We start from the raw sequence: 21632 nt of genomic DNA, 5'->3' as shown, positions 1-21632 counted from the left end.
GGGGTTGCGCTCGCCGCGTCTCCATGCTGTCCCCTTGCGGGCATCCGCGCGCGAAACCCCAGTCCGGGGCGGAGGGCGCCGCCCGTTTCTGCGTCCGGCCCGGGCCCGCCCGCCCGTAGCGCCAAGGAGCCCGAGTGTTGGCGATCACCCGCGACGATGTCCTGAAGATCCTGTCGGCCGTCACCATCGACGCCGGGGGCACCACCCTGCCCGCGTCCGGGCGCCTGTCGCAGGTGGTCGTCGATCCGACGGGCCGGGTGATGTTCTCGATCCTCATCGATCCGAGCGAGGCCGAGCGCTTCGAACCGATCCGCCGCCAAGCCGAGGGCGCGATCCTGGCAACGCCGGGCGTCTCGGGCGTGTTCGCCAGCCTGACCTCGGAGCGCGGCCCCAATCATTCGGCGCAAGGCCCGCACCCGGCGCAAGGCTCGCATCCGGCGCAAGGTCAGGCCGCGCCGCAGCCGCCCGCCCCCGGTCGGCCCCCCGCCCCGCAGCCGCCCCGCACCGGGCCGGCCCTGCCGGGGGTCCGCCACATCGTCGCCGTGGCCTCGGGCAAGGGCGGCGTCGGCAAGTCCACCACCGCCTGCAACCTCGCCCTCGCGCTCTCCGCCCAGGGCCTCAAGGTCGGGCTGCTCGATGCCGACATCTACGGCCCATCGGTGCCGAAGCTGTTCGGCCTGTCGGGCAAGCCCAAGGTGATCGAGGAGCGTCTGCTCGCTCCCATGGAGGGCTACGGCATCAAGGTGATGTCCATCGGCTTCCTTATCGAGGCCGAGACGGCGATGATCTGGCGCGGACCCATGGTCCAGTCGGCCATCACCCAGATGCTGCGCGAGGTCGCCTGGGGCGATCTCGACATCCTCGTGGTCGACATGCCCCCCGGCACCGGCGACGCCCAGCTGACCATGGCGCAGGCGACACCGCTGTCCGGCGCCGTCATCGTCTCGACCCCGCAGGATCTCGCCCTCATCGATGCCCGGCGCGGCGTCACCATGTTCCGCAAGGTCGCCGTGCCGATCCTCGGCGTCATCGAAAACATGGCGACCTTCGTCTGCCCGAATTGCGGCCACGCCTCGCACATCTTCGGCCATGGCGGCGCCCGCGACGAGGCCGCCCGCCTTGAGGTGCCGTTCCTCGGCGAGGTGCCCCTGGACATGACGATCCGCGAGAGTTCGGATGCCGGGCGGCCGGTGGTGGCCGTCGATCCCGACGGGCCGCACGCCAAGGTCTATCGCGCCATCGCCGCCAAGCTTTGGGCGAACCTCAACGGCGCCTCGGCCGCCCGCGCGGCCCCCCGCATCGTCATCGAATGAGTCCCGATCCCGGCGCCGTGCTGGGCGTCGTCCTGGCCGGCGGCCTGTCCCGGCGCATGGGCGGGGGCGACAAGGCCCTGCGCACCCTTTGCGGCCGAACCCTCCTCGACCGGGTGGTGGAGCGGTTCGCGCCCCAATGCGCGGCCGGGCTCATCCTCAACGCCAACGGCGATCCCGCCCGGTTTTCGGAGTTCCCCGGTCCGGTCGTGCCCGACGGCGTGCCGGGCAACCCCGGCCCCCTGGCGGGAATCCTCGCCGCCCTCGATCACGCCGCCCGCCTGCATCCGGGGGTGGGTCACGTGGCGAGCGTCACCGGCGACGCGCCGTTCCTGCCGGTCGATCTCGTCGCCCGCCTGTCGGCGGCCTTGGGCGACGCGTCCGTCGCCAGCGCCCCGATCGCCGGTTCCCCCATCGCGATGGCGGCCTCGACCGGGCGGGAGCATTTCACCGTGGCGCTCTGGCCCGTCGCCCTGCGGGCGGCGCTTCACGACGCCCTCGTGGTCCGGGAGGAACGCCGGGTCGGCGCCTTCCTGCGCGCCCACGGCGCCGTCCCGGTGGACTGGCCGGCCAAGCCCCTCGATCCGTTCTGGAACATCAACACGCCCGAGGATCTGGCGGCGGCGGAGGCGCGCTTGTCGGATCGGCCGTCGATCTAGGGCCGCCGCCAGCGCGGATACAGCACGCCGATGGCAAGCCCCGTCATGACGAGGGCGGCGGCGCCGATCTTCCAGGCCGGCAGGGGCTCGCCGAGCCAGAGGGCGGAGGCGCCCATGCCGAAGATCGGGACCAGCAGGGCCATGGGGGTGATCAGGGCGGCGGGGTGCCGCGCCAGGAGCCAGCCCCACACGGCGTAGCCGAACAGGGCGTTGCCGACGGATTGCCATAGCACGGCGGCCCAGGTGGCGGCGTCGGCCCGCACAAGGCCGTCCCGGATGGCGTCCCAGCCTTCGAGGACGAGGGAGAGGGCAAGCAGCGGCGGCGCCGAGAACAGGCCGCCCCAGATCACGTAGGGCAGCATGTTGCGCACCCCGCTCGCCCGCGCCACCATGTTGCCACCGGCCCAGCTCAGGCCCGCGAGGATCACGAGGCCGAGGCCCAGCGGCGTGGTGGTGGCGTCGGTGTGGCCGGCGATGACCCCGATGCCGGCGACGGCGAGGGCCAGGGCGGCCCATTGGTAGCCGCGCACGCGCTCGTCGGTCAGCCAGATGGACAGGCCGATGGTGAAGAACACCTGCACCTGCACCACCAGGGAGGCGAGACCCGGCGCGATCTCGCTCCGCAGGGCGATGAACAGCAGGCCGAATTGCCCGGCGCCGATGAGCAAGCCGTAGGCGGCGAGATTCTTCCAGGACGCCGCGGGCCGGGCCACGAGGAACACGCCCGGCAGGGCGGCGAGCACGAAGCGCAGGCCGGCGAACAGCAGGGGCGGCAGATGGTCGAGCCCGATGCGGATGACCACGAAGTTCGTGCCCCACACCGCCACGACGGCGAGGGCCAGCAGCAGGTCGCGCGGGGGAAGCGTGGCGGCGTGCATGATCGACTCGCTTCCGACGCGCCGGAATACCCGGACGGCGCGCGACTCCGAAACGCAAAGGAGGGCCCGCACGCCTGGCGCGCGGACCCTCCCCGATGCGGAACCCGTCGGGTTCAGGCGGCCGAGACGGTCGCCTTGACGATCTTGTCGGGGGAGCGCGGCGGCTCGCCCTTGTTGAGGGTGTCGACGATGTCCATGCCCTCCGTCACCTTGCCCCAGACGGTGTACTGCTTGTCGAGGAAGCGGGCGTCGCCGAAGCAGATGAAGAACTGCGAATTGGCCGAGTGCGGGAAGTTGGTGCGGGCCATGGAGCAGGTGCCGCGCACGTGCGGCTCGGCGTTGAACTCGGCATTGAGGTCCGGGAGGTCCGAGCCGCCCGAGCCCGTGCCCGTGGGATCGCCGGTCTGGGCCATGAAGCCGTCGATGACGCGGTGGAACGGCACGCCGTCGTAGAAGCCCTGGGCCGCGAGGGTCTTCAGGCGCTCGACGTGGTTGGGGGCGAGGTCGGGGCGGAGCCCGATGACGACGCGGCCCTTGGTGGTCTCGAGGGTGAGGGTCTCGGTGTCTGCCATGGGTCTAGATTCCTTGTCCTCTGGGTCCGTGATGGATGAAACGGAGCGCGATGGGGCGCCCCGCGATGGCCGCCCCGAGGGCGGCCGTGACCCGCGCGGGCGTGCAGCGCCGGATCGCCGATACGGCGGCCTCCGCCAGCAGGGCACGCGCCCGCCCGTCGCCAGCCTCCGTCGCGAAGGTGACGCGCGGGGTTCCGATGACCGATCCGTCCCGGCGAAGGGCGAACCGGGCGGTGATCTCCGTGCGCTCGAAGCGGGCGAGGCCTTCCGGCACGATCCAGCAGGCGGCGAGCGCGGGATAGAGATCCCTGAGGGTGTCGAGGCGCTTGCCGTCGGGGGCCTGCGCCATTCCATTCTCGGTCATGCCGTTCGAGGTTGTGCCGTGCCGGGATGGGACCTGCACGGTGCCCCTGAGGGGCTCGGGCAGGGTCAGCGGGCCCGTCGACGGCGCCGACTCCGCCCCGACGGGGCCGAGGGGCAGCGCGAGCGCGAGGGCGGAGACCCCCCAGACGCTGCCGACGCCCGCCAAGCCCCGCGCCCCCCGGATTACTTCGCGCCCTGGGCCAACTGCATCTTCACGATCTTGTCGGGATCCTGCACGGCGCCGCCGGCGGCACCGGGGGCCGCCTTCTTGATCTTGTCGACGGCGTCCATGCCGGACGAGACGAGACCCACGACGGTGTACTGGCCGTTGAGGAACGGCGCATCGCCGAGGCAGATGAAGAACTGCGAATTGGCCGAATTCGGCTCGGACGAACGCGCCATGCCGAGGGTGCCGCGGCGGAAGGGGGTCTGCGAGAACTCGGCCGGGATGTTGGGCAGGCTCGAACCGCCGGTGCCGTTGCCCTTCGGGTCGCCGGTCTGGGCCATGAAGCCGTCCATGACGCGGTGGAACTTGAGGCCGTTGTAGAAGCCCTGCTTTATCAGGGTCTTGATCTGCGCGACGTGCTTCGGCGCCAGATCCGGGCGCAGCTCGATGGTGACGCGACCGTCCTTGGTGTCGAGGAACACGGTGTTCTCGTCCGCCGCCAGCGCCGCGGGCGCCGTGCCGAGGAGGGCGGCGACGGCCAGGAGGGCGATCCGGCGATTGATTCCGAAGTTCATGAGCGGGTGTTCTCTCTTCAGGCGAAACAGGATCAGGATCCGGCGAAACGTCGTGCCAGGCGCTCGGCCACCAGGGCCGGCACGAAGGGCGAGACGTCGCCGCCCATGGCGGCGATCTGGCGGACCAGGGTCGCGGTGATGGGGCGGACGCCGGTGGAGGCCGGCAGGAATACCGTCTGGACTTCCGGCGCCATCGCGCCGTTCATGCCGGCGAGCTGCATCTCGTAGTCGAGGTCGGTGCCGTCGCGCAGGCCCCGGATGAACAGGGTGGCGCCGTGGCGCCGGGCGGCGGTGACGGCGAGGTCGTCGAAGGCGACGATCTCCAGGCGCGCATTCTCCGCCTCCGCCAGCGGCGTGCAGGTGTCGCGCAGGAGGTCGGCCCGCTCTTCGGCGGTGAACATCGGGGCCTTGCCCGGATGCACCCCGATGGCGATGACGAGGTGCTGCACGAGCCGGCACGCCTGACGAATCACGTCGAGGTGTCCGTTGGTGACCGGGTCGAAGGAGCCGGCGTAGAGCGCGGTGCGGATCATCGCGGCCCGGGGTAGAGCATTTTTCGCCCGAACGGAACCAGGGCCCGGTCGATCGGTGGGCGAGGCCGTCCAAGCGGGTGCGGTTCAACCGGATCGGCCGTGACCAAGACCTCGTCGGATGTTCGCGAACTGCCGATGGATGTCGGATGGCTATCGGGTGCGACCCGGTCGCGGATCAGCCTATTGCCCCATGCCGGTGCGCCGGTCTCGCATGCGAACGGCATGATCAGGCTGCCGCATTCGTCTTCGCAGACGTTCCGACGCGCGGGATCGACTGCCGAGGGTGCGAATCCGCACGATCGTCTATACCTCGTGGTGTGAATGTTAACCCAACACATGCGAGCGGTGAAGCGCGGCCAGCACCCGGTGAGCCGCAGGAGAGTCGTGGACGGCGGACCCCGGTTTCGCCGCCCGCGGGCCGTCCCACCGCCGCCGAGTCGCTCCATGCGCAACGATCCCCTGCAGTTCAGCCTGCCCCGTTGGCGCGTCACGCGGTGGCTCACCGATGCGGGGCGCGACGTTCCGGACGAGATCCGCGCCGCCCTCATCGCGAGCCTGTTCGGCACGCTTCCGATCTTCGCCGGGGGCGTCCTGAACACCCTGACGGTGTCGATGCTGGTCGCCGTCCGGATCCCGCAGCCGCACTTCGTGGTCTGGTGCGTTCTCGAATGCGTCATCTGCCTCGTGCGGCTCGTCGTGTTGGTTCAGGCCCGGCGGGCGGCGGCCAGGGGGGGCGAAACCCCCACGGACCTCTACATCCTCCTCGGCCTCGCCTGGGCGGCGAGCGTCGGCTACGGCACCCTGATCAGCCTCACCAGCGGGGATTGGGTAGTGGCGACCCTCGCGTGCCTCTCGGCCGCCGCCATGGTCGGCGGCATCTCGTTCCGCAACTTCGGCGCGCCCCGCCTCGCCGGCGCGATGATCGTGCTGACCCTCGGCTCGTGCTGCCTCGGCGCGCCGTTCACCGGCGAGCCGGTCCTGCTGATCACCTTCCTGCAGATTCCGTTCTATCTCGCCAGCATGAGTGCGGCCGGCTTCCGGCTCAACAAGATGCTGGTCGCCACCATGCGGGCCGAACGCGAGAACGCGTTCCGGGCGCAGCACGACAGCCTGACGGGGTTGGCGAACCGGTTCGGCCTCGCGGACGCCATGGCGGGGCGGCAGGATCGCCCGACGGCCCTGTTCTACCTCGACCTCGACGGGTTCAAGGCCGTCAACGACACCTACGGCCACGGCATGGGCGACCAGCTCCTGCAAGCCGTTGCCGATCGCCTGCGACAGGCGGTGGGACCGCACGACGTCATCGCGCGGCTCGGCGGCGACGAGTTCGTGGTCCTCGCCGATGCGCTCGCCCCGGAGGCGCTGATCACGTTCGGCGAGCGGCTCGCGGCGCGCATCTCGGTACCGTACGGCCTCGGGCGCGACCGCACGGCGACCATCGGAGTCAGCATCGGCATCGCCGCGTCGCCCCAGGACGGCACCGGTCTCGCGAGCCTGGTCTCCGCCGCCGACGCGGCGCTCTACGAGGCGAAGGCGCGGGGCAAGGCCCGCTGCACCCTCGCCTCCCCGCGCAGGGCGGCCTGAGCCCACACCGACGTCCGCCTTCCTGCCCCCGAGGCCGCATCCCCGCCATCCCGACGGGTCCCGAACCCGTCGCGGGCCCCCGTCGCCGTGACGACGGGGGCCGGGCGATCACAGTGCGGCTTCGCCCGTGATCTCGCCGGGGGCGTCGCCCGCCTCGTCCTCGCCCTCGATGTGCTCCACCGAGACCACGCGCTCGGTCTTCTCGGTGTTGAACACCGTGACGCCCTGCGAGGCGCGCCCGACGATGCGGATGTCGTCCACGGGCACGCGGATGAGCTGGCCCGCATCGGTGACCAGCATGATCTGGTCCGAGGGCTGCACCGGGAAGGAGGCCACCAGGGTGCCGTTGCGGGCGTTGACCCGCATGGCCGTGATGCCTTTGCCGCCGCGTCCGGAGGTACGGTACTCGAACGACGAGCTACGCTTGCCGAAGCCGCGCTCGGACAGTGTCAGCACGAACTGCTCGTGGGCGCCCATCTCGTTGTAGCGCTCGAGGGAGATCGCACTCGCCTCCTGGACGCCTTCTTCTGCCTCCGTGCTCGCCTCTTCGCCTTCCGTGCCGTCGCCGATGACGGCCCGGCGCATCTTGAGGTAGCCGGCTCGCTCCTCGGGGCTGGCCTCGAAGGAGTTGAGGATCGTCATGGAGATGACGCGATCGTCCTTGGCGAGGCTGATGCCGCGCACGCCGGTGGAATCGCGCCCCTTGAACACCCGCACGTCCTCCACGGGGAAGCGGATGCACTGCCCGTCCTTGGAGGTGAGGAGCACGTTCTGGTCGGCCCGGCAGATCTCCACGTGGACGATGTGGTCGCCCTCATCGAGCTTCATGGCGATCTTGCCGGCGCGGTTCACCTGCACGAAGTCCGAGAGCTTGTTGCGCCGCACTCCGCCGCTGGCGGTGGCGAACATCACGTCGAGGGTCTCCCACGACGCCTCGTCCTCGGGCAGCGGCATGATGGTGGTGATGCGCTCGGTGCCCGCATCCATGGCGAGGATGTTGACGAGGGCCTTGCCGCGGGCGTTCGGCGCCGCCATGGGCAGGCGCCAGACCTTTTCCTTGTAGACCTGACCCATGTTCGAGAAGAACAGGATCGGCGTGTGGGTGTTGGCGACGAACAGGCGGGTGACGAAATCTTCGTCGCGGGTCGCCATCCCTGAGCGTCCCTTGCCGCCCCGACGCTGGGCCCGGTAGGTCGAGAGCGGCACGCGCTTGACGTAGCCCGCATGGGACACGGTCACCACCATGTCCTCGCGCTGGATCAGGTCCTCGTCCTCGACGTTGGAATCCCAGTCGAGGATCACCGTCCGGCGCGGCGTGGCGAAGGATTCGCGGACTTCCGCCAGCTCGTCCTTGACGATGCCCATGATGCGCGGGCGCGAGCGCAGGATGTCGAGGTAGTCGGCGATCTCGTCGGCGAGCTTCTGCAACTCGTCGCCGATCTCGTCGCGGCCGAGCGCCGTGAGGCGCTGCAGGCGCAGGTCGAGGATGGCGCGGGCCTGCACGTCGGACAGGCGGTAGCTGTCGTCGTCGTTGATGCGATGACGCGGGTCGTCCACCAGCGCGATGAGGGGCGCGATGTCCTTGGCCGGCCAGTCGCGGCCCATGAGGGCCTCGCGGGCGGAGTTCGGATCGGGCGAGGTCCGGATGAGGCGGATCACCTCGTCGATGTTGGCGACCGCGATGGCGAGGCCGCACAGGACGTGGGCGCGCTCGCGGGCCTTGTTGAGCAGGAACTTGGTCCGCCGGGACACCACCTCTTCGCGAAAGTCCACGAAGGCCTGGAGCAGGTCCTTGAGGTTCATCAACTCTGGGCGGCCGCCGTTGAGGGCGACCATGTTGCAGCCGAACGACGATTGCAGGGGCGTGAACCGGTAGAGCTGGTTCAGCACCACGTCCGCCATGGCATCGCGCTTGATCTCGACGACGATGCGCATGCCGTCGCGGTCGGACTCGTCGCGCAGATCCGAGATGCCCTCGACGCGCTTCTCCTTCACCAGCTCGGCGATTTTCTCCATGAGCGTCGCCTTGTTCACCTGATACGGGATCTCGGTGAAGATCAGGGCCTCGCGCTCCTTGCGCAGTTCCTCCACGTGGGACTTGGCCCGCATGATGATGGAGCCGCGCCCCGTGGCGTAGGCCTGGCGCGTGCCGGCCCGGCCGAGGATCGAGCCGCCGGTGGGAAAGTCGGGGCCGGGGACGATCTCGGTCAGTCCCTCGATGGACAGGCCCGGATCGTCGATGAGCGCGACGCAGGCGTCGATGAGTTCCCCGAGGTTGTGCGGCGGGATGTTGGTGGCCATGCCCACCGCGATGCCGCCGGCGCCGTTGGCGAGCAGGTTCGGGAAGCGGGCGGGAAGGACCGTCGGCTCTTCACGCGACTCGTCGTAGTTCGGCTGGAAATCGACGGTGTTCTTGTCGATATCGGCCAGGAGCGCGTTGGCGGGCTTGGCGAGGCGCGATTCGGTGTAGCGCATGGCCGCCGGCGGATCGCCGTCGACGGAGCCGAAATTGCCCTGCCCGTCGATGAGCATGAGCCGCATCGAGAAGTCCTGCGCCATGCGCACCAGGGCGTCGTAGATCGATTGGTCGCCGTGCGGGTGATAGAGACCGATGACGTCGCCGACGATGCGGGCCGACTTGACATACTTGCGCTCGGGCAGGTGCCCGCTCTCGTAGGCCGAGTACAGGATGCGCCGGTGCACGGGCTTGAGCCCGTCGCGGGCATCGGGCAGCGCCCGGCTCACGATCACGCTCATGGCGTAATCGAGATAGGACCGGCGCATCTCGTCGACGATGGATACGGGCTTGATGTCGGAGGCGGGGGGCGCTCCGGCGCCAGGAATGTCGTTCTCTGCCAAGGCTCTGGATCTCTGCCGGGTGGGCGCCCGAAGCGCGGGGCGTCGATGGACGACGACCCCTCACGGGGAACTTTTGGGGTGCCGGATCGTCGTCTCGGCTCGCCTGGGCGAACCGGCCTCGACCGGCCTCACCGCCCCGTATACCCGATCCGTCCGGCCCTCGCCACAGAGCGTCGCCTTGCGCGCACGGGAAAGCCGTGGACCCGCAACGGCTTGTGTGCACGGGCGCGGCCTCGTCCCGGGCCCCGACGGTGTCGCCCGGGCGGAGGGGTTTCCACCCGTGGAATCGAAGACAGCGCGGCCCCGTCCGGTGCCGCGCCCTCTTCGTAAAAGACCTAGAACGGGATGTCGTCGTCGAGGTCGTAGTTCGGCTTGGAGCCGCCACCGCCGCTCGACGGGGCCGGGCGGCGGTCGCCGCCGCCGGAGGGACGAGCGCCGCCGGAGGCGCGGCCACCGCCGCCACCGCCGCCGAAATCCCCGCCGCCGCCGTAATCGCCGCCGCGGCTGATCTGGCCGCCGCCCTCCTCGTCGGCGCCCATCTCGCCGCCGGCGCCGCCGGAGCGGCCGTCCAGCAGGGTGAGTTCACCGCGGAAGCGCTGCAGCACCACCTCGGTGGTGTACTTTTCGACGCCGGACTGGTCGGCCCACTTGCGGGTCTGGAGCTGGCCCTCGATGTAGACCTTGGAGCCCTTGCGCAGGTACTGCTCGGCGACGCGGGCGAGGTTCTCGTTGTAGATCACCACCGCGTGCCACTCGGTCTTTTCCTTGCGCTCGCCCGACATCTTGTCCTTCCAGGACTCCGATGTGGCGATGCGCAGGTTGACTACGGGATCGCCGGAAGCGAGGCGTCGCGTCTCGGGATCGCGCCCGAGATTGCCCACCAGAATCACCTTGTTCACGCTGCCGGCCATGCCGCTCTCTCCTCTCGATCGATCTCACCGCGCGCCGAAGCGCTGCCCGGCCCGGTGACGAGCCGAACCGCACTCGACGCCGCCTGTCATGGGCTGTCCCGAAGGCCCCGGCAATCATCGCGGGCGGGTTGTCCCCGTGACTCACGGGGGTTCCGCCGCGTCACTGATGTTCTACATTCGTTCTCATGCGTCGGCAAGATTCGGAGGGACCGACTCAGGCGATTCGCACCAGCAGCTTACCGAAGTTGCGGCCCTTCAGAAGTCCCGCGAAGGCGGTCGGGGCGTTCTCCAGGCCATCGACGATGTCCTCCCGGTGGACGATGCTCCCCTCGCGGAGCCAGCCGCCGACCTCGCGCAGGAACTCGGCCTCCTGATCGGCGAAGTCCCAGACGATGAAGCCCTGGAGGTGCAGCCGCTTCGACAGCACCGCCCGCATGAGGAGCGGGATGCGGTCGGGGCCGGGCGGCAGGTCCGTGGCGCTGTAGCCCGAGACGAGGCCGCAGACGGGAATGCGCGCGAAGGTGTTGAGCAAGGGCAGCACCGCGTCGAACACCGCGCCGCCGACATTCTCGAAATACACGTCGATGCCGTCCGGGCAGGCCGCCGCGAGGGCGTCGGCGAAATCGTCGGCGCGGTGGTCGAGGGCCGCGTCGAAGCCGAGAACGTCGCGCAGGTAGGCGCATTTCTCGGGACCTCCGGCGATGCCGACGGCGCGCGCGCCCTTGCGCTTGGCGATCTGTCCGACGAGGGAGCCGACGGGCCCCGTGGCGGCGGCCACCACAACGGTCTCGCCGGGCTTCGGGGCGCCGATGTTGAGGAGGCCCGTATAGGCGGTCATGCCCGGCATGCCGAGAACGCCGAGCGCGGTGCTCACGGGCGCCGCGGCGGGGTCGAGCTTGCGCAGGCCCCTGCCGTCCGAGGTGGTGAAATCCTGCCAGCCGCCGAAGCCCACCACGGTCTCGCCGACGGAAAAATCGGGATGGTGCGAGGCGACCACCTCCGCCACCGTGGCGCCCACCATGGTGTCGCCGATGGCCACCGGCTCGGCGTAGGACTTGGCCGCGCTCATGCGCCCGCGCATGTACGGATCGAGGGACAGGATGCGGTTGGCCAAAAGCACCTCGCCGTCGCGCGGCGTCGGCACCCGGCCCTCCTCCAGGCGGAAATGGCTCTCGTTCGGCTCGCCGTGCGGACGGGCGGCCAGGACGATGCGGCGGTTGACGGTGGTGGCGGTCGGGTTGGTCAATTGGGTCATGGGCAATCTCCGATCGTGAACGCTGTCCCGAGGTTCGGCAGATGGGGCCCCGGGCGGGGAAGGCAAATCGGGTCCTCGCGCGTTGACGGATGGGTAGGTACGGACGTGCAGACGAGGAACGCGCGATGGTTCGGGGGCTGGTGCTGATGGGGATGGTGCTGGCGAGCGGCGGCGCGAGGGCGGCCGAGAATCCCCTGGCGGCCTATCGCTGGAAGGCCCGCGTGGTGGTGATGTCGGCCCCCGGGCCGGACGATCCGCACCTGATGCGCCAGCGCGCGCTCCTGGCGGCGGTACCGGACGGGGTGCGCGACCGCGATCTCGTGGTGCTGGAGGCGGTCGGCACCACCGCCGAGGCACGGGGCCTGCGCGCCCGTCTGAGCCTCCCCGATGCGTCGTTCCGGGTGGTGCTCGTCGGCAAGGACGGGGGGACGAAGCTCGACAGCGCGATGCCGCTGCCCGCCAAGACCCTGTTCGCCACCATCGACGCCATGCCGATGCGGCGGGACGAGATGGGGCGCTGAAACGAAGAAGGGGACTGCCCGCAGGCAGCCCCCTGTGTCGCGACAGGGTCTCTGTGCTCAGTAGCAGCGTTCGACCAGCACCCGGCGGTAGCCGTAAGGCGTCCAGCGCACGCGCGGGACCGTGTAGCAGCCGCCGCCGTAGCCGACGTCGTAGGCACCGTAGCCCACCGGGGCGTATCCGCCACCGTAGCCGTAGCCGTAACCCGGGCCGTAGCCGCCGTAGAGACCGCCCGCCGCGAGGCCGAGGCCCACACCGAGGCCGAGGCCCCCGAGCCCGTAGCCGTAGCCGCGTCCGAACCCACGACCGTCGTAGAACCCGCCGCGATGCCCGTAGAACCCGCCGCGATAACCGCCGAAGCCACCGCGGTAGCCGCCGAAACCGACGCCGCGATACCCACCGAACCCGCCCCGGAAGCCTCCGCCTCCGAAGCCCCCGCGGAAGCCACCGCCGCCGAAACCGCCACCGTGGAACCCGCCGCCGTGGAAACCGCGGGCCTCCGCCGTCGCCGGGATCATCGCGAGGGCGCCGATCATCGCCGCCGAGGCCAGAACAACTCGTTTCATCTCACACTCTCCGAGAGATACCGTTGCGTCCCCCAACGGCACAGGAACGCGGAACGCCCTGCAACGGTTCAGCGAGCGATCCGTTTTGCCGCAATCGTGAAGGCGCACGCCCCGCCTGGCCAATCGGCGCGCCGGGCGACTTGAAAACCGTGCCGCTTTCGGGCGAGGAAGCGCGTCCCGGCTCTCCTCCCGGCCGCAAGGGTTTCGCGATGCACGGTCTCGCCCTTCAGGATGCCGCCGTCCGGACGCGGCGATGTCTCGCTCCGGCCCTCGCCGCATTCCTGGCCTGCACGGCTTCGGTCTCCGCCGCCCCCGCCCCCGCTTCGACCCCCGCCGCCGCGCCGTGCAGGCCGGTCCAGGCCGAGGGCGAGACCTACACGGTCTGCACCGTCGATCTGCGCCGCGAGAAGGTTCGGCTGTTCTGGCGCGGCGCCGACGGCCAGCCCTACTCGTCGCTCTCGACCCTTGGCGACAGGCAGGGCCCGTCCCTGCGCTTCGCCATGAATGCCGGCATGTACGACAAGGATCAGGCCCCGGTCGGCCTCTACGTCGAGGAGGGGCGCGAGCTGAAGGGCGTGTCCACCGCCAACGGCCCGGGCAACTTCCACCTCAAGCCCAACGGCATCTTCTACGTGAAGGGCGACCGCGCCGGCGTCCTCGACACCACCCGCTATCTGCGCGTCAACCCGAAGCCCGATTTCGCCACGCAATCGGGGCCGATGCTGGTGGTGGACGGCCACATCCACCCCAAGATCTCCAGCGACGGGCCGAGTCAGAAGATCCGCAACGGCGTCGGCGTGCGCGACGACGGCCGCACTGCCGTGTTCGCCATCTCCGAGCGCCCCGTGAGCTTCGGCGCCTTCGCGCGCCTGTTCAAGGATGCGCTCGGCTGCCGCAACGCCCTGTTCCTCGACGGCAGCGTGTCGAGCCTCTACGCGCCGTCCATGAACCGCTCCGACCTCAGTCGGCCCCTCGGGCCGATGGTCGGTGCAGTGACGCGGTAGGCGGGCGGAGACGCGATCCGTCGTGCCGAGCCTCGCCGCCCACGCCCTCGCGCTGCTCATTCGCCTCACGGGCGGTCGGCGCAAGTTCGCCCGTGCCGACGTGACGCCGCGGGAATTCCTCGGTTTCGATCCGAAGCCCGCCCTCCCCCCGCGCACCCTGCGCCGCCGCCTCGACGTCGGGCAGACGCAGCAGGACGGCCACGCCGTCTACACCGTCATGCCGCGCGGGCGGGCGCCGTCCTGCACGGTGATCTACTTCCACGGCGGCGCCTACGCCGCGCCGATCACCCGAATTCATTGGTGGTTCGTCGCCCGCCTCGCCGAGCGCCTCGGAGTGCGGGTGGTGGTGCCGCTCTATCCCCTCGCGCCCGCCCACACCTGCGCCGAGACGATCCCGTTCGCCCTCGCACTCTACCGCAACCTGGTCGCCGGTGACCCTATGGGCCGGGTGATCGTCATGGGCGATTCGGCCGGCGGCGGCTTGGCCCTGGCGCTAGCCCAGCAGGCGGTGGCGGCGGGCCTGCCCGCGCCGGGCGGCCTCGTCCTCATCTCACCCTGGCTCGACGTCACCCTGAGCGATCCGGAGCAGGCCGCGATCGAACCCCGCGACGTGATGCTGATGCGCCCCGGCGCCCGCGCGGCCGGCCGCTGGTACGCCGGCGCCCTGCCCGTCACCGACCCCCGCGTCAGCCCGCTCTTCGGCTCCTTTGCGGGCATGCCGCCGATCCTGATGTTCTGCGGCGGTCACGACATCCTCGTCACCGACGCCCGCCGCCTCGCCGCACGCACGGGCTGCGAAGTGATCTATCACGAGGAGCCGGGGTTGATGCACGTATACCCGATCCTCAGCGTTCTGCCGGAGGCGCGGGCGGCGCAAGATTGGATCGCCGGCTTCGTCGAGCGGGTGCTGTGGGATTGAGCGCTGGCCGGGTCCAGTCGGCCTCAGGCTTCTCTCTCGGCCACGGCGAGCCGCACCTGGAGGAACGCGCTGATCTTCTTCAGGTAGGAGGCGAGCCCCTGCTCCCGAAGTTCGGCGTCGACGGCCCGGGCTTCGGCGTCGACGGCCCGGGTCTCGGCCTCCCGCGCCGCCACCTGGGCTTCCCGCCGCCCGAGTTCGGCTTCCCGCAGGCGCAGGTTCGCCCGCGCCAGGGCCTGCTCGGCGTCCCGCATCTGCCGCTCGACGGCCGCCTTGTCCTCGCGCACCTTGCGCAATTCGGTCTCGACCTGTGCCCGTTCGAGGTTCGTCAGCCGGATCAGATCGTGGGCCTGGGCCGTGATGTAGTCCGCCCGCTCACGCAGGGCCTGCATGGATTCGACGGCCTGCTCGACCAGGCGCAGGGTTCTGGCCCCGTCGCACTCGGCCTCTTGCGCGGGCTCGTAGAGGACCAGCGCATGGGACACACGTCGGCCGCCCACGGGGAACGGCTGGGAATGCTGTGCGGGTTCGATCAGCCGCGAGGAGGACGCCATGGCACGGGCTACGCGACGGACGAGCGTTGAACGTCGGGCTGCGCGGATTCCGACGACGCCCGGGTGAATCCGCTGACCACCGCCTCGTGAAGCCGGTTCAGCCACTCCTCGGCCTCTTTCGCCCGACCTTCGGCGAGCTCGGCGCGCGCCTCCGTGGCGGCGATCTTCTGCTCGAGGAAGCGCTCGCGCTCGATGGCCTGCGTCACGGTGCGCTGCAGTTCGAGTTCCAGCTCCGTCGCACGCTCCTCGCTGATGCGGATCGCCGTGGTCGCCTCGTGGATGAGGTCGAGGGTCGACGACCAGTTGCGCTTGTCCGGCTTCGCCACCTCGTCCATCGGTACTGCCTCGTGGGTCGGATGCGACGGGATGAAGTTTTGCGGGACCACGTCCTGAACCAGGACGGGCATGCTCTCCGCCCGTCCCCGCATGAGCCAGGCGGCGGCAGCGGCGGACGAGGTCTCTCGGTCGCGCAGGGCGTTCTCGGTCATCGTCCGCTTTCCACCGAATGTCGTGTCGTTGTCCGCCGCACGGTGACGGCACCGATCGTTCCGATTCGCAGGAGGGTCAGGTCGACTTCTCGACCGGCATGAACGGCCGGACGTTGTTCGCTTCCTGCGGTGCCGCCGGCGCCGTCTCGGCCCGTGATCCCGTTTCGTCCGCCCCATACGAACGCGTCGCGCGCTTCAGCATGTCGTGCTGTTTCTGAAGGGAGACGCGGCTTTCGCGGGCGATGTCGAGGGCCCCCTGCGCCATCTTGCGCTCGGAGCGCTCGTGCTGGAGTTCCTCGACGAGGCGGTGATTGACGGTCTCGAAATCCGCACGCTCGGCCTCCTGGCGATGCACGAGCTGCTCGCTGCGCTCCATGAGGCTCGCGACCCGACCGGTCGCCTGATCGAGGGCCGCGTCCTTCGCCGCGATGGCCTTGGCGAACATCTCGCACCGGTGATCGAGTTCGGAGCGCAGGCGCTGCATCTCCAGGAAGCGCTCGGTCTGTCGCGCGAGGTCGGCCTGCGTACTCTCCAGGCGGCGCTCCAGGGTCAGCCGCTCGATGGACGATTCCTTGAGACCCCGCTCCGCCACCCGGCCGGCCTCGTCACGGTCGCGCAATTGATTGCGGACCTGCTGAAGCATCTGGTCCGTGGTTCCGAGGCGGCTCGTGGCGGCTTCGAGCCGCATCGCCAGGGTGGTGCGCTCGGTCCGGTGGGCGGCGATCTCGGTCTCGTACTGGACATCGGCCTTCTGCGCCGCCGCGACGGCATTCGACAGCTGCTGTTCGAGGTTTCGAAGCCCCGTCCGGGACAGTTCGAGCTGCGTTTCGGAGTCCTGGGCGCGAACGGCAAGCTCCTCGATGCGAACGACTTGGTTCTCGCTCAGGGCCTGCAGGCGCTGATTGTCCTGCTCCAGCAGGCTGCGGGTCTCGCGGATATCCTGGAGTTCGCTCTCGGAACGGGCCAGTGCCTGATCGAGAGCCTTCGCCTCGCTCCGCAGGGCCTTGCTTTCACCCTGGAGCGCCCGGGTCTGCTCGGTTTCTGCATGGAGTTGCCGCTCGAGATTCTCGGCGACGAGCGTCTTGTCGCGCAAGCCGACGCGCAATTCCTCGCCCGTCGTATCCCGGTCCCGAAGGCTGGCCTCGAGGTGCTGCAACTGGATGGTGGCCGCGGAGAAGTTGTTGGTGACATCGACGAGCCGTTCCGCCCTGTCGGCCAACTCGCGCCGCATCCCGGAGGTGTTCGCCTGTTCAAGGGCGAGAAGCGCTTCGATCTCGGAGATTCGAATCTTCGCCTTGGGCAGTTCATCCGTGATCTCGATGATCGGCTCGAGGATCGAGGCGAAATCGTCCTTCAAGGACCGGAGATCTTCGAGGCGGTCCGACATCTCGGAAATCCGGAACCGAATGATTTCCGATTTCTGTCCGACGGAGTCGATGGAAAAATCTTTATCGTTCTTCATCAGAAAAGGGATGGGCTGAGCCGATCGCTGCGAAGTCTCGTGCGAGGCGTCCTCGACATCCTCTATCTCGGAATCGCTGGCGCTACGAAAATCGATGCTTCTGCCATCGTTCTTCAAAGCTTTGGATTTTCCAAAGAGCGACCAGTTCATTTTCGATGGTCCGTCGTCATGTCTGTCTGTAGATGCATACAACTCGAAGGTGCCGTCAACGTGATATCGGCGTTCGAATTAACGAAATTTTTAGGTGTGTCCTCAGAGCCGACAGCTCACTTCGCGTGTGTCCCTCATCACGGAACCTCACGAAAAATTGTTGGCGATACTTCCGACCGGCGATGAACTGTTTCGACTCAGCGCGCCACGGATCTGTCGAGGGGGGAGCTCGCGAGGTGAAAGCTCGGCGTCGGGTGCGTGGCCGGAGCGGGGCGCCCACGACGAAGGCATGGTGCCACCCTCACATTCCTGGCTGCAGGGCGCGGGAGGACTGGTCTGCCACGCGCGAACGCCTTTCGTTCCGAACGTATGACGAACGCTTCCCGGGAATTCGGTTTGGTCGCGGCAACGGACGGCCGTTGCCTGCGCGTTTCAAAATCGCTTGCCGTCGTTCCAATCCTCGATCCTGACGGCGGACCACCCAAATTCGGTCGGTCGCTTGCGGACTGCGCCGCCGAGGACGTACCAGAGGAGACGCGGGCCTCGCCTCGAACGCCCCGCCTGTGCGCCGGCGCGCGGTTCTCTCCTACAACAAGGGCGGTCTCTTCACGCGACCGACGAGCGCGGCCCGGTCCCTGACCGGTGCCATCGCGTTTCTCCTGCGCGGCCGTCTTGCAAAGCCGATTCGCCGAAACCCGGCTCACGCCCGCTTGGCGCGCTTGCCGAACGCCACCGCCAACCGCGTCCGCGCCCGTTCGGGAATCTCGGTCTGCGACTCGATACGCACCATCGGCATCTCCGCACCGATGAGGCTTTTCGGGTCGAAGGTGAACTGCAGGGAGCGCAGGCCGATCTGCAAGGCTTCGACGCCGTCCGCCTGGGTCAGGTCCTCGCCGAAGATCTCGATGAGGGGACCGTCGGGGTCGCCCTTCTCGATCTGGATGATGAAGTAGCCCGCCGGCTCCTCCTCGTCGTCGGCGCCGGAGATGAGGCAGATGCCGTTCTCCTCGTCGTAGCGGACGCGCTGGACCGAGAAGGTGGTGATGTCGTCGTCCATGCTCAGCGTTGTCCGTGACGGGTCTCGTGGAACAGGTCTTTGTACTGGCGCGGCTGGGAGCGCCAATATTGCTTGGGCGCCCGCACCTTCGCGCCGAGTTCGGCCGCCGCGTGCCAGGGCCAGCGCGGGTTGTAGAGCAACGCGCGGGCGAGCGAGACGGCGTCGGCCTGGCCCGCGGCGAGGATCGATTCGGCGTGGGCCGCCTCGGTGATCAGCCCGACCGCGATGGTGGTCAGCCCGGTCTCGGCCTTGATCCGCTCGGCGAACGGCACCTGATAGCCGGCCGACAGGGGGATTTTCTGCTCCGTCGAGAGGCCGCCCGTGGAGACGTGGATGGCGGCCGCACCCCGGCGCTTGAGGGCGTGGGTGAGTTCCACGGTCTCCTCCACGGTCCAGCCGCCCTCGACCCAGTCGGTGGCCGAGACGCGCATCCACACGGGTTTGCCCGCCGGCACGGCGTCGCGCACGGCCTCGAAGCATTCCAGTGGAAACCGCATCCGGTTGGCCAGATCGCCGCCGTACTGGTCGGTCCGCCGGTTCGATAGGGGCGAGAGGAACTGGTGCAGCAGGTAGCCGTGCGCCCCGTGCAGCTCGAACCCGTCGATCCCGAGCCTGAGCGCGCGCCGCGCGGTGGCGACGAAGCCGTCGCGGATGCGCTTCAGCCCCTCCGCATCGAGGGCGTGTGGCGGCACCTCGTCGGCGCCGTGGGCCACCGCCGAGGGTGCTTCCGTACGCCAGCCGTCGGGGGCGTCCGGTGCGATCTGGGCGCCGCCGTCCCAGGGGGCGTGGCTCGAGGCCTTGCGGCCGGCGTGGTTGATCTGGATCGCCAGGGGGATCGGCGCGGAGGCCCGGATGGAATCGAGGACGCGTCCCAGCGCCAGTTCCGTCGCATCGGAGTAGAGGCCGAGGTCGGTCGGCGAGATCCTCGCCTCGGGGGAGATTGCCGTCGCCTCCAGGGTCAGGAGCCCGGCGCCGGACTGCGCCATCTGCCCCAGATGCATGAGGTGCCAGTCGCCCGCCTGACCGGCATGGGCCGAGTACTGGCACATGGGCGCCACGATGATGCGGTTCTCGATTTCGAGGTCATCGAGGCGCAGGGGCTCGAACAGGCGGACGGTCATGCGTGGCTCTCCCGGGCGGTCCCGTGCTTTTGGCCGAACCCCGCGGCGCCCGCTAGGGTTCCGCCCCCGGGAGGGGCCCGTATCCCCCGGGGCATCTGCCCGTCAGGGTGTCTGCCCGTCGGACACCAAGCCACGCTCCCGGAGGCTCGCGTCGATCTCGTCGAGGGTGCCGGCGTCGTCGATGGTCGGCGGCAGGGTCCAGGGTTCGCCGTCGGCGATGCGCTTCATGGTGCCGCGCAGGATTTTTCCGGAGCGCGTCTTGGGGAGGCGCGCGACCGTCAGCGCCAGCTTGAAGGCGGCGACGGGGCCTATGCGCTCGCGCACCAGGGCGACGAGCTCCGTCTCGATGACACCGGGGTCGCGGTCGACGCCGGATTTCAGCACCACGAAGCCGCAGGGCTGCTCGCCCTTCAGGGCGTCGCGGATGCCGATGACGGCGCATTCGGCCACATCGGGGTGCGCGGCCAGCACCGCCTCCATCCCGCCCGTGGACAGGCGGTGGCCGGCGACGTTGATGATGTCGTCCGTGCGCCCCAGCACCGTGACGTAGCCGTCGGCATCGACCACGCCCGCGTCCGAGGTGTCGTACCAGCCCGGATATGTGGTGAGGTAGCTCGTGCGGAAGCGGTCGTCCGCTCCCCACAGGGTCGGCAGGCAGCCGGGCGGCAGGGGGAGCTTCAGCGCGATGGTGCCCATGGTGCCCTCCGGCACCGGACGTCCCGCCTCGTCAAGCACGGCGAGGTCGTAGCCCGGCATCGGCACGCAGGCGCTGCCGTGCTTGACCGGCAGCAGGCCGACACCCAGCGGATTGCCCGCGATGGCCCAGCCCGTCTCCGTCTGCCACCAATGGTCGATGACGGGGCGATCGAGCGCCCGCTCGGCCCAGGCGACGGAATCCGGGTCGGCCCGCTCGCCTGCGAGGAACAGGCTGCGGAAGCGGGAGAGGTCGTGGTCCCGCACGCGCTCGGCCCGCGGATCGTCCTTCTTGATCGCCCGGAGGGCCGTGGGCGCCGTGAACAGGCAGGCGGCGCCGTATTCCGACACCACCCGCCACAGGGCGCCGGCATCGGGGGTGCCGACGGGCTTGCCCTCGTACAGGATCGTGGTGCAGCCGTGCAGCAGCGGGCCGTAGACGATGTAGGAATGCCCCACCACCCAGCCGATGTCGGAGGCGCAGAAATAGGTCTCGCCGGGCGCCACGTCGTAGAGGTTGGGCATGGTCCAGGCCAGCGCCGTGCAGTAGCCGCCGGTGTCCCGCACCACGCCCTTCGGCTTGCCCGTCGTGCCCGAGGTGTAGAGGATGTAGAGCGGGTCCGTGGCCGCCACCGGCGTGCAGGCCGCCCGGAGGCCCGCCGCCCTGGCGGTCGCGACGGCCTCGGCCCAGTCCCGGTCGCGCCCCGGCACCAGGGTCGCCTCCGCTTGCGGGCGCTGCAGGATCAGGCAGGCATGCGGCGTGTGCGACGACGCCGCGATGGCGGCATCGAGCAGCGGCTTGTAGGCGACGACGCGGTTCGGCTCGATCCCACACGAGGCCGCGAGCACCACCTTGGGCGTGGCGTCGGTGATGCGGATGGCGAGTTCGTTGGCGGCGAATCCCCCGAACACCACGGAATGGACGGCCCCGAGGCGGGCGCAGGCGAGCATACCGAACAGCGCTTCGGGCACCATCGGCATGTAGATCACCACACGGTCGCCGGGGCCCACCCCGCACGCGGCCAGGAGCCCGGCGAGGGTCGCCACCTCGTCGAGCAGGTCCGCGTACGTAATGGTGCGGCGGGTGCCGGTGACGGGCGAATCGTACCGGATCGCCGCCTGCGTGCCGCGACCGGCCGCGACGTGGCGGTCCACGGCGTTGTGGCAGGCGTTGAGGCGTCCGTCGGGGAACCAGCGGCCGCAGGCCCCGGCCGATGCGTCGAAGGCACGGGTCGGCGGGCTCGCCCAGTCGAGGGCCTGCGCCGCAGCGAGCCAGAACGCCTCGGGGTCGGCGAGGGAGGCGGCGTGGATCTCGGAATAGGCGGCGTTGCCGGGCCGGGCGTTGGCGGGGGCGTCCATCGAATCCTCCGGTCGTCGGACCGGTCGTGGTCGCCGGCTTGAGCCGGACCTTATGCGGGACGGCGGGCTTCCCGCAAA

At 69.9% G+C, this 21632-nt stretch carries 22 protein-coding genes; 7 read left to right on the top strand and 15 right to left on the bottom strand.

Going from position 1 to position 21632, the window contains the following annotated elements:
• The first annotated feature begins 137 nt into the window (after positions 1-137).
• Together ASG60_RS11590 and mobA are read left to right on the top strand one after the other, a co-directional pair.
• A complete protein-coding gene (locus ASG60_RS11590; protein ID WP_056385700.1) occupies positions 138-1313 on the top strand; it encodes an Mrp/NBP35 family ATP-binding protein in 1176 nt (391 codons plus the stop codon).
• Positions 1310-1969 (top strand): molybdenum cofactor guanylyltransferase MobA, encoded by a 660-nt coding sequence (gene mobA, locus ASG60_RS11585; protein ID WP_056385698.1) that lies wholly within the window; start codon positions 1310-1312, stop codon positions 1967-1969. Before ASG60_RS11590 ends, mobA begins: the two co-directional genes overlap by 4 nt.
• Here mobA and ASG60_RS11580 read toward each other — a convergent pair.
• The 5 genes from ASG60_RS11580 to coaD form a co-directional block, all read right to left on the bottom strand.
• Entirely contained in the window at positions 1966-2847 is an 882-nt protein-coding gene (locus tag ASG60_RS11580; RefSeq protein WP_056385697.1) for an EamA family transporter, read from the bottom strand. The two genes, mobA and ASG60_RS11580, sit on opposite strands and share 4 nt — an antisense overlap.
• Before the next feature lie 113 nt (positions 2848-2960).
• Positions 2961-3419 (bottom strand): peptidylprolyl isomerase, encoded by a 459-nt coding sequence (locus tag ASG60_RS11575; RefSeq protein ID WP_056173222.1) that lies wholly within the window; start codon positions 3417-3419, stop codon positions 2961-2963.
• A gap of 4 nt (positions 3420-3423) precedes the next feature.
• Positions 3424-3948, bottom strand: coding sequence for a hypothetical protein (locus ASG60_RS11570; protein ID WP_156398878.1), 525 nt, complete (start codon positions 3946-3948; stop codon positions 3424-3426).
• A 17-nt stretch (positions 3949-3965) separates the two neighbouring features.
• Positions 3966-4511 (bottom strand): peptidylprolyl isomerase, encoded by a 546-nt coding sequence (locus ASG60_RS11565; RefSeq protein WP_056174096.1) that lies wholly within the window; start codon positions 4509-4511, stop codon positions 3966-3968.
• Between the two features lie 44 nt (positions 4512-4555).
• Positions 4556-5056, bottom strand: coding sequence for a pantetheine-phosphate adenylyltransferase (coaD, locus tag ASG60_RS11560; protein ID WP_056261033.1), 501 nt, complete (start codon positions 5054-5056; stop codon positions 4556-4558).
• Positions 5057-5155: 99 nt separating this feature from the next.
• Between coaD and ASG60_RS23045 the strand changes: the two genes are divergently transcribed.
• Positions 5156-5377: a hypothetical protein gene (locus ASG60_RS23045; RefSeq protein WP_162244791.1), complete on the top strand. Its 222-nt coding sequence runs from the start codon at positions 5156-5158 to the stop codon at positions 5375-5377.
• Between the two features lie 123 nt (positions 5378-5500).
• On the top strand, positions 5501-6640 hold the full coding sequence (locus tag ASG60_RS11555; RefSeq protein WP_056385695.1) for a GGDEF domain-containing protein: 1140 nt from the start codon (positions 5501-5503) through the stop codon (positions 6638-6640).
• Positions 6641-6748: 108 nt separating this feature from the next.
• Here ASG60_RS11555 and gyrA read toward each other — a convergent pair whose 3' ends face one another.
• The 3 genes from gyrA to ASG60_RS11540 form a co-directional block, all read right to left on the bottom strand.
• Positions 6749-9499, bottom strand: coding sequence for a DNA gyrase subunit A (gene gyrA, locus ASG60_RS11550; protein WP_056261037.1), 2751 nt, complete (start codon positions 9497-9499; stop codon positions 6749-6751).
• A 335-nt stretch (positions 9500-9834) separates the two neighbouring features.
• Positions 9835-10410 carry a single-stranded DNA-binding protein gene (ssb, locus tag ASG60_RS11545; protein ID WP_056385693.1) on the bottom strand — a complete coding sequence of 192 codons (576 nt, stop codon included), beginning with the start codon at positions 10408-10410 and terminating at the stop codon, positions 9835-9837.
• 214 nt (positions 10411-10624) lie between these two features.
• A complete protein-coding gene (locus ASG60_RS11540) occupies positions 10625-11665 on the bottom strand; it encodes an NADP-dependent oxidoreductase (RefSeq protein ID WP_056385691.1) in 1041 nt (346 codons plus the stop codon).
• A gap of 125 nt (positions 11666-11790) precedes the next feature.
• Between ASG60_RS11540 and ASG60_RS11535 the strand changes: the two genes are divergently transcribed.
• Positions 11791-12186 carry a DUF4174 domain-containing protein gene (locus ASG60_RS11535; protein WP_056385689.1) on the top strand — a complete coding sequence of 132 codons (396 nt, stop codon included), beginning with the start codon at positions 11791-11793 and terminating at the stop codon, positions 12184-12186.
• Between the two features lie 57 nt (positions 12187-12243).
• Here the strand turns inward: ASG60_RS11535 and ASG60_RS11530 are convergent, their stop codons facing one another.
• Positions 12244-12750: a hypothetical protein gene (locus ASG60_RS11530; RefSeq protein WP_056385687.1), complete on the bottom strand. Its 507-nt coding sequence runs from the start codon at positions 12748-12750 to the stop codon at positions 12244-12246.
• A 209-nt stretch (positions 12751-12959) separates the two neighbouring features.
• Between ASG60_RS11530 and ASG60_RS11525 the strand changes: the two genes are divergently transcribed.
• Both ASG60_RS11525 and ASG60_RS11520 read left to right on the top strand, forming a co-directional pair.
• On the top strand, positions 12960-13754 hold the full coding sequence (locus tag ASG60_RS11525; RefSeq protein ID WP_082531749.1) for a phosphodiester glycosidase family protein: 795 nt from the start codon (positions 12960-12962) through the stop codon (positions 13752-13754).
• Positions 13755-13776: 22 nt separating this feature from the next.
• Positions 13777-14673 (top strand): alpha/beta hydrolase fold domain-containing protein, encoded by an 897-nt coding sequence (locus tag ASG60_RS11520; protein ID WP_056385685.1) that lies wholly within the window; start codon positions 13777-13779, stop codon positions 14671-14673.
• Between the two features lie 23 nt (positions 14674-14696).
• On the opposite strand, the gene ASG60_RS11515 is transcribed toward ASG60_RS11520, so the two are convergent.
• From ASG60_RS11515 to ASG60_RS11490, 6 genes are all read right to left on the bottom strand, one after another.
• Positions 14697-15170: a hypothetical protein gene (locus ASG60_RS11515; protein WP_210168493.1), complete on the bottom strand. Its 474-nt coding sequence runs from the start codon at positions 15168-15170 to the stop codon at positions 14697-14699.
• Between the two features lie 62 nt (positions 15171-15232).
• Positions 15233-15712 (bottom strand): hypothetical protein, encoded by a 480-nt coding sequence (locus tag ASG60_RS11510; RefSeq protein WP_056173188.1) that lies wholly within the window; start codon positions 15710-15712, stop codon positions 15233-15235.
• Positions 15713-15788: 76 nt separating this feature from the next.
• On the bottom strand, positions 15789-17174 hold the full coding sequence (locus ASG60_RS11505) for a chromosome partitioning protein ParA (protein ID WP_277996237.1): 1386 nt from the start codon (positions 17172-17174) through the stop codon (positions 15789-15791).
• An 850-nt stretch (positions 17175-18024) separates the two neighbouring features.
• Positions 18025-18381 carry a hypothetical protein gene (locus tag ASG60_RS11500; RefSeq protein ID WP_056385679.1) on the bottom strand — a complete coding sequence of 119 codons (357 nt, stop codon included), beginning with the start codon at positions 18379-18381 and terminating at the stop codon, positions 18025-18027.
• Between the two features lie 2 nt (positions 18382-18383).
• A complete protein-coding gene (locus tag ASG60_RS11495) occupies positions 18384-19502 on the bottom strand; it encodes an NADH:flavin oxidoreductase/NADH oxidase (protein WP_056173179.1) in 1119 nt (372 codons plus the stop codon).
• Between the two features lie 102 nt (positions 19503-19604).
• The gene (locus ASG60_RS11490) at positions 19605-21554 is read right to left on the bottom strand and encodes a propionyl-CoA synthetase (RefSeq protein WP_056385677.1); all 1950 of its coding nucleotides are present in this window, start codon (positions 21552-21554) and stop codon (positions 19605-19607) included.
• Positions 21555-21632: the final 78 nt, after the last annotated feature.

The sequence above is a fragment of the Methylobacterium sp. Leaf469 genome, assembly GCF_001424745.1.
GTDB lineage: Bacteria > Pseudomonadota > Alphaproteobacteria > Rhizobiales > Beijerinckiaceae > Methylobacterium.
Note: the sequence above shows the minus strand (reverse complement) of the source record. Positions and strands in the feature narration are given on the sequence as shown.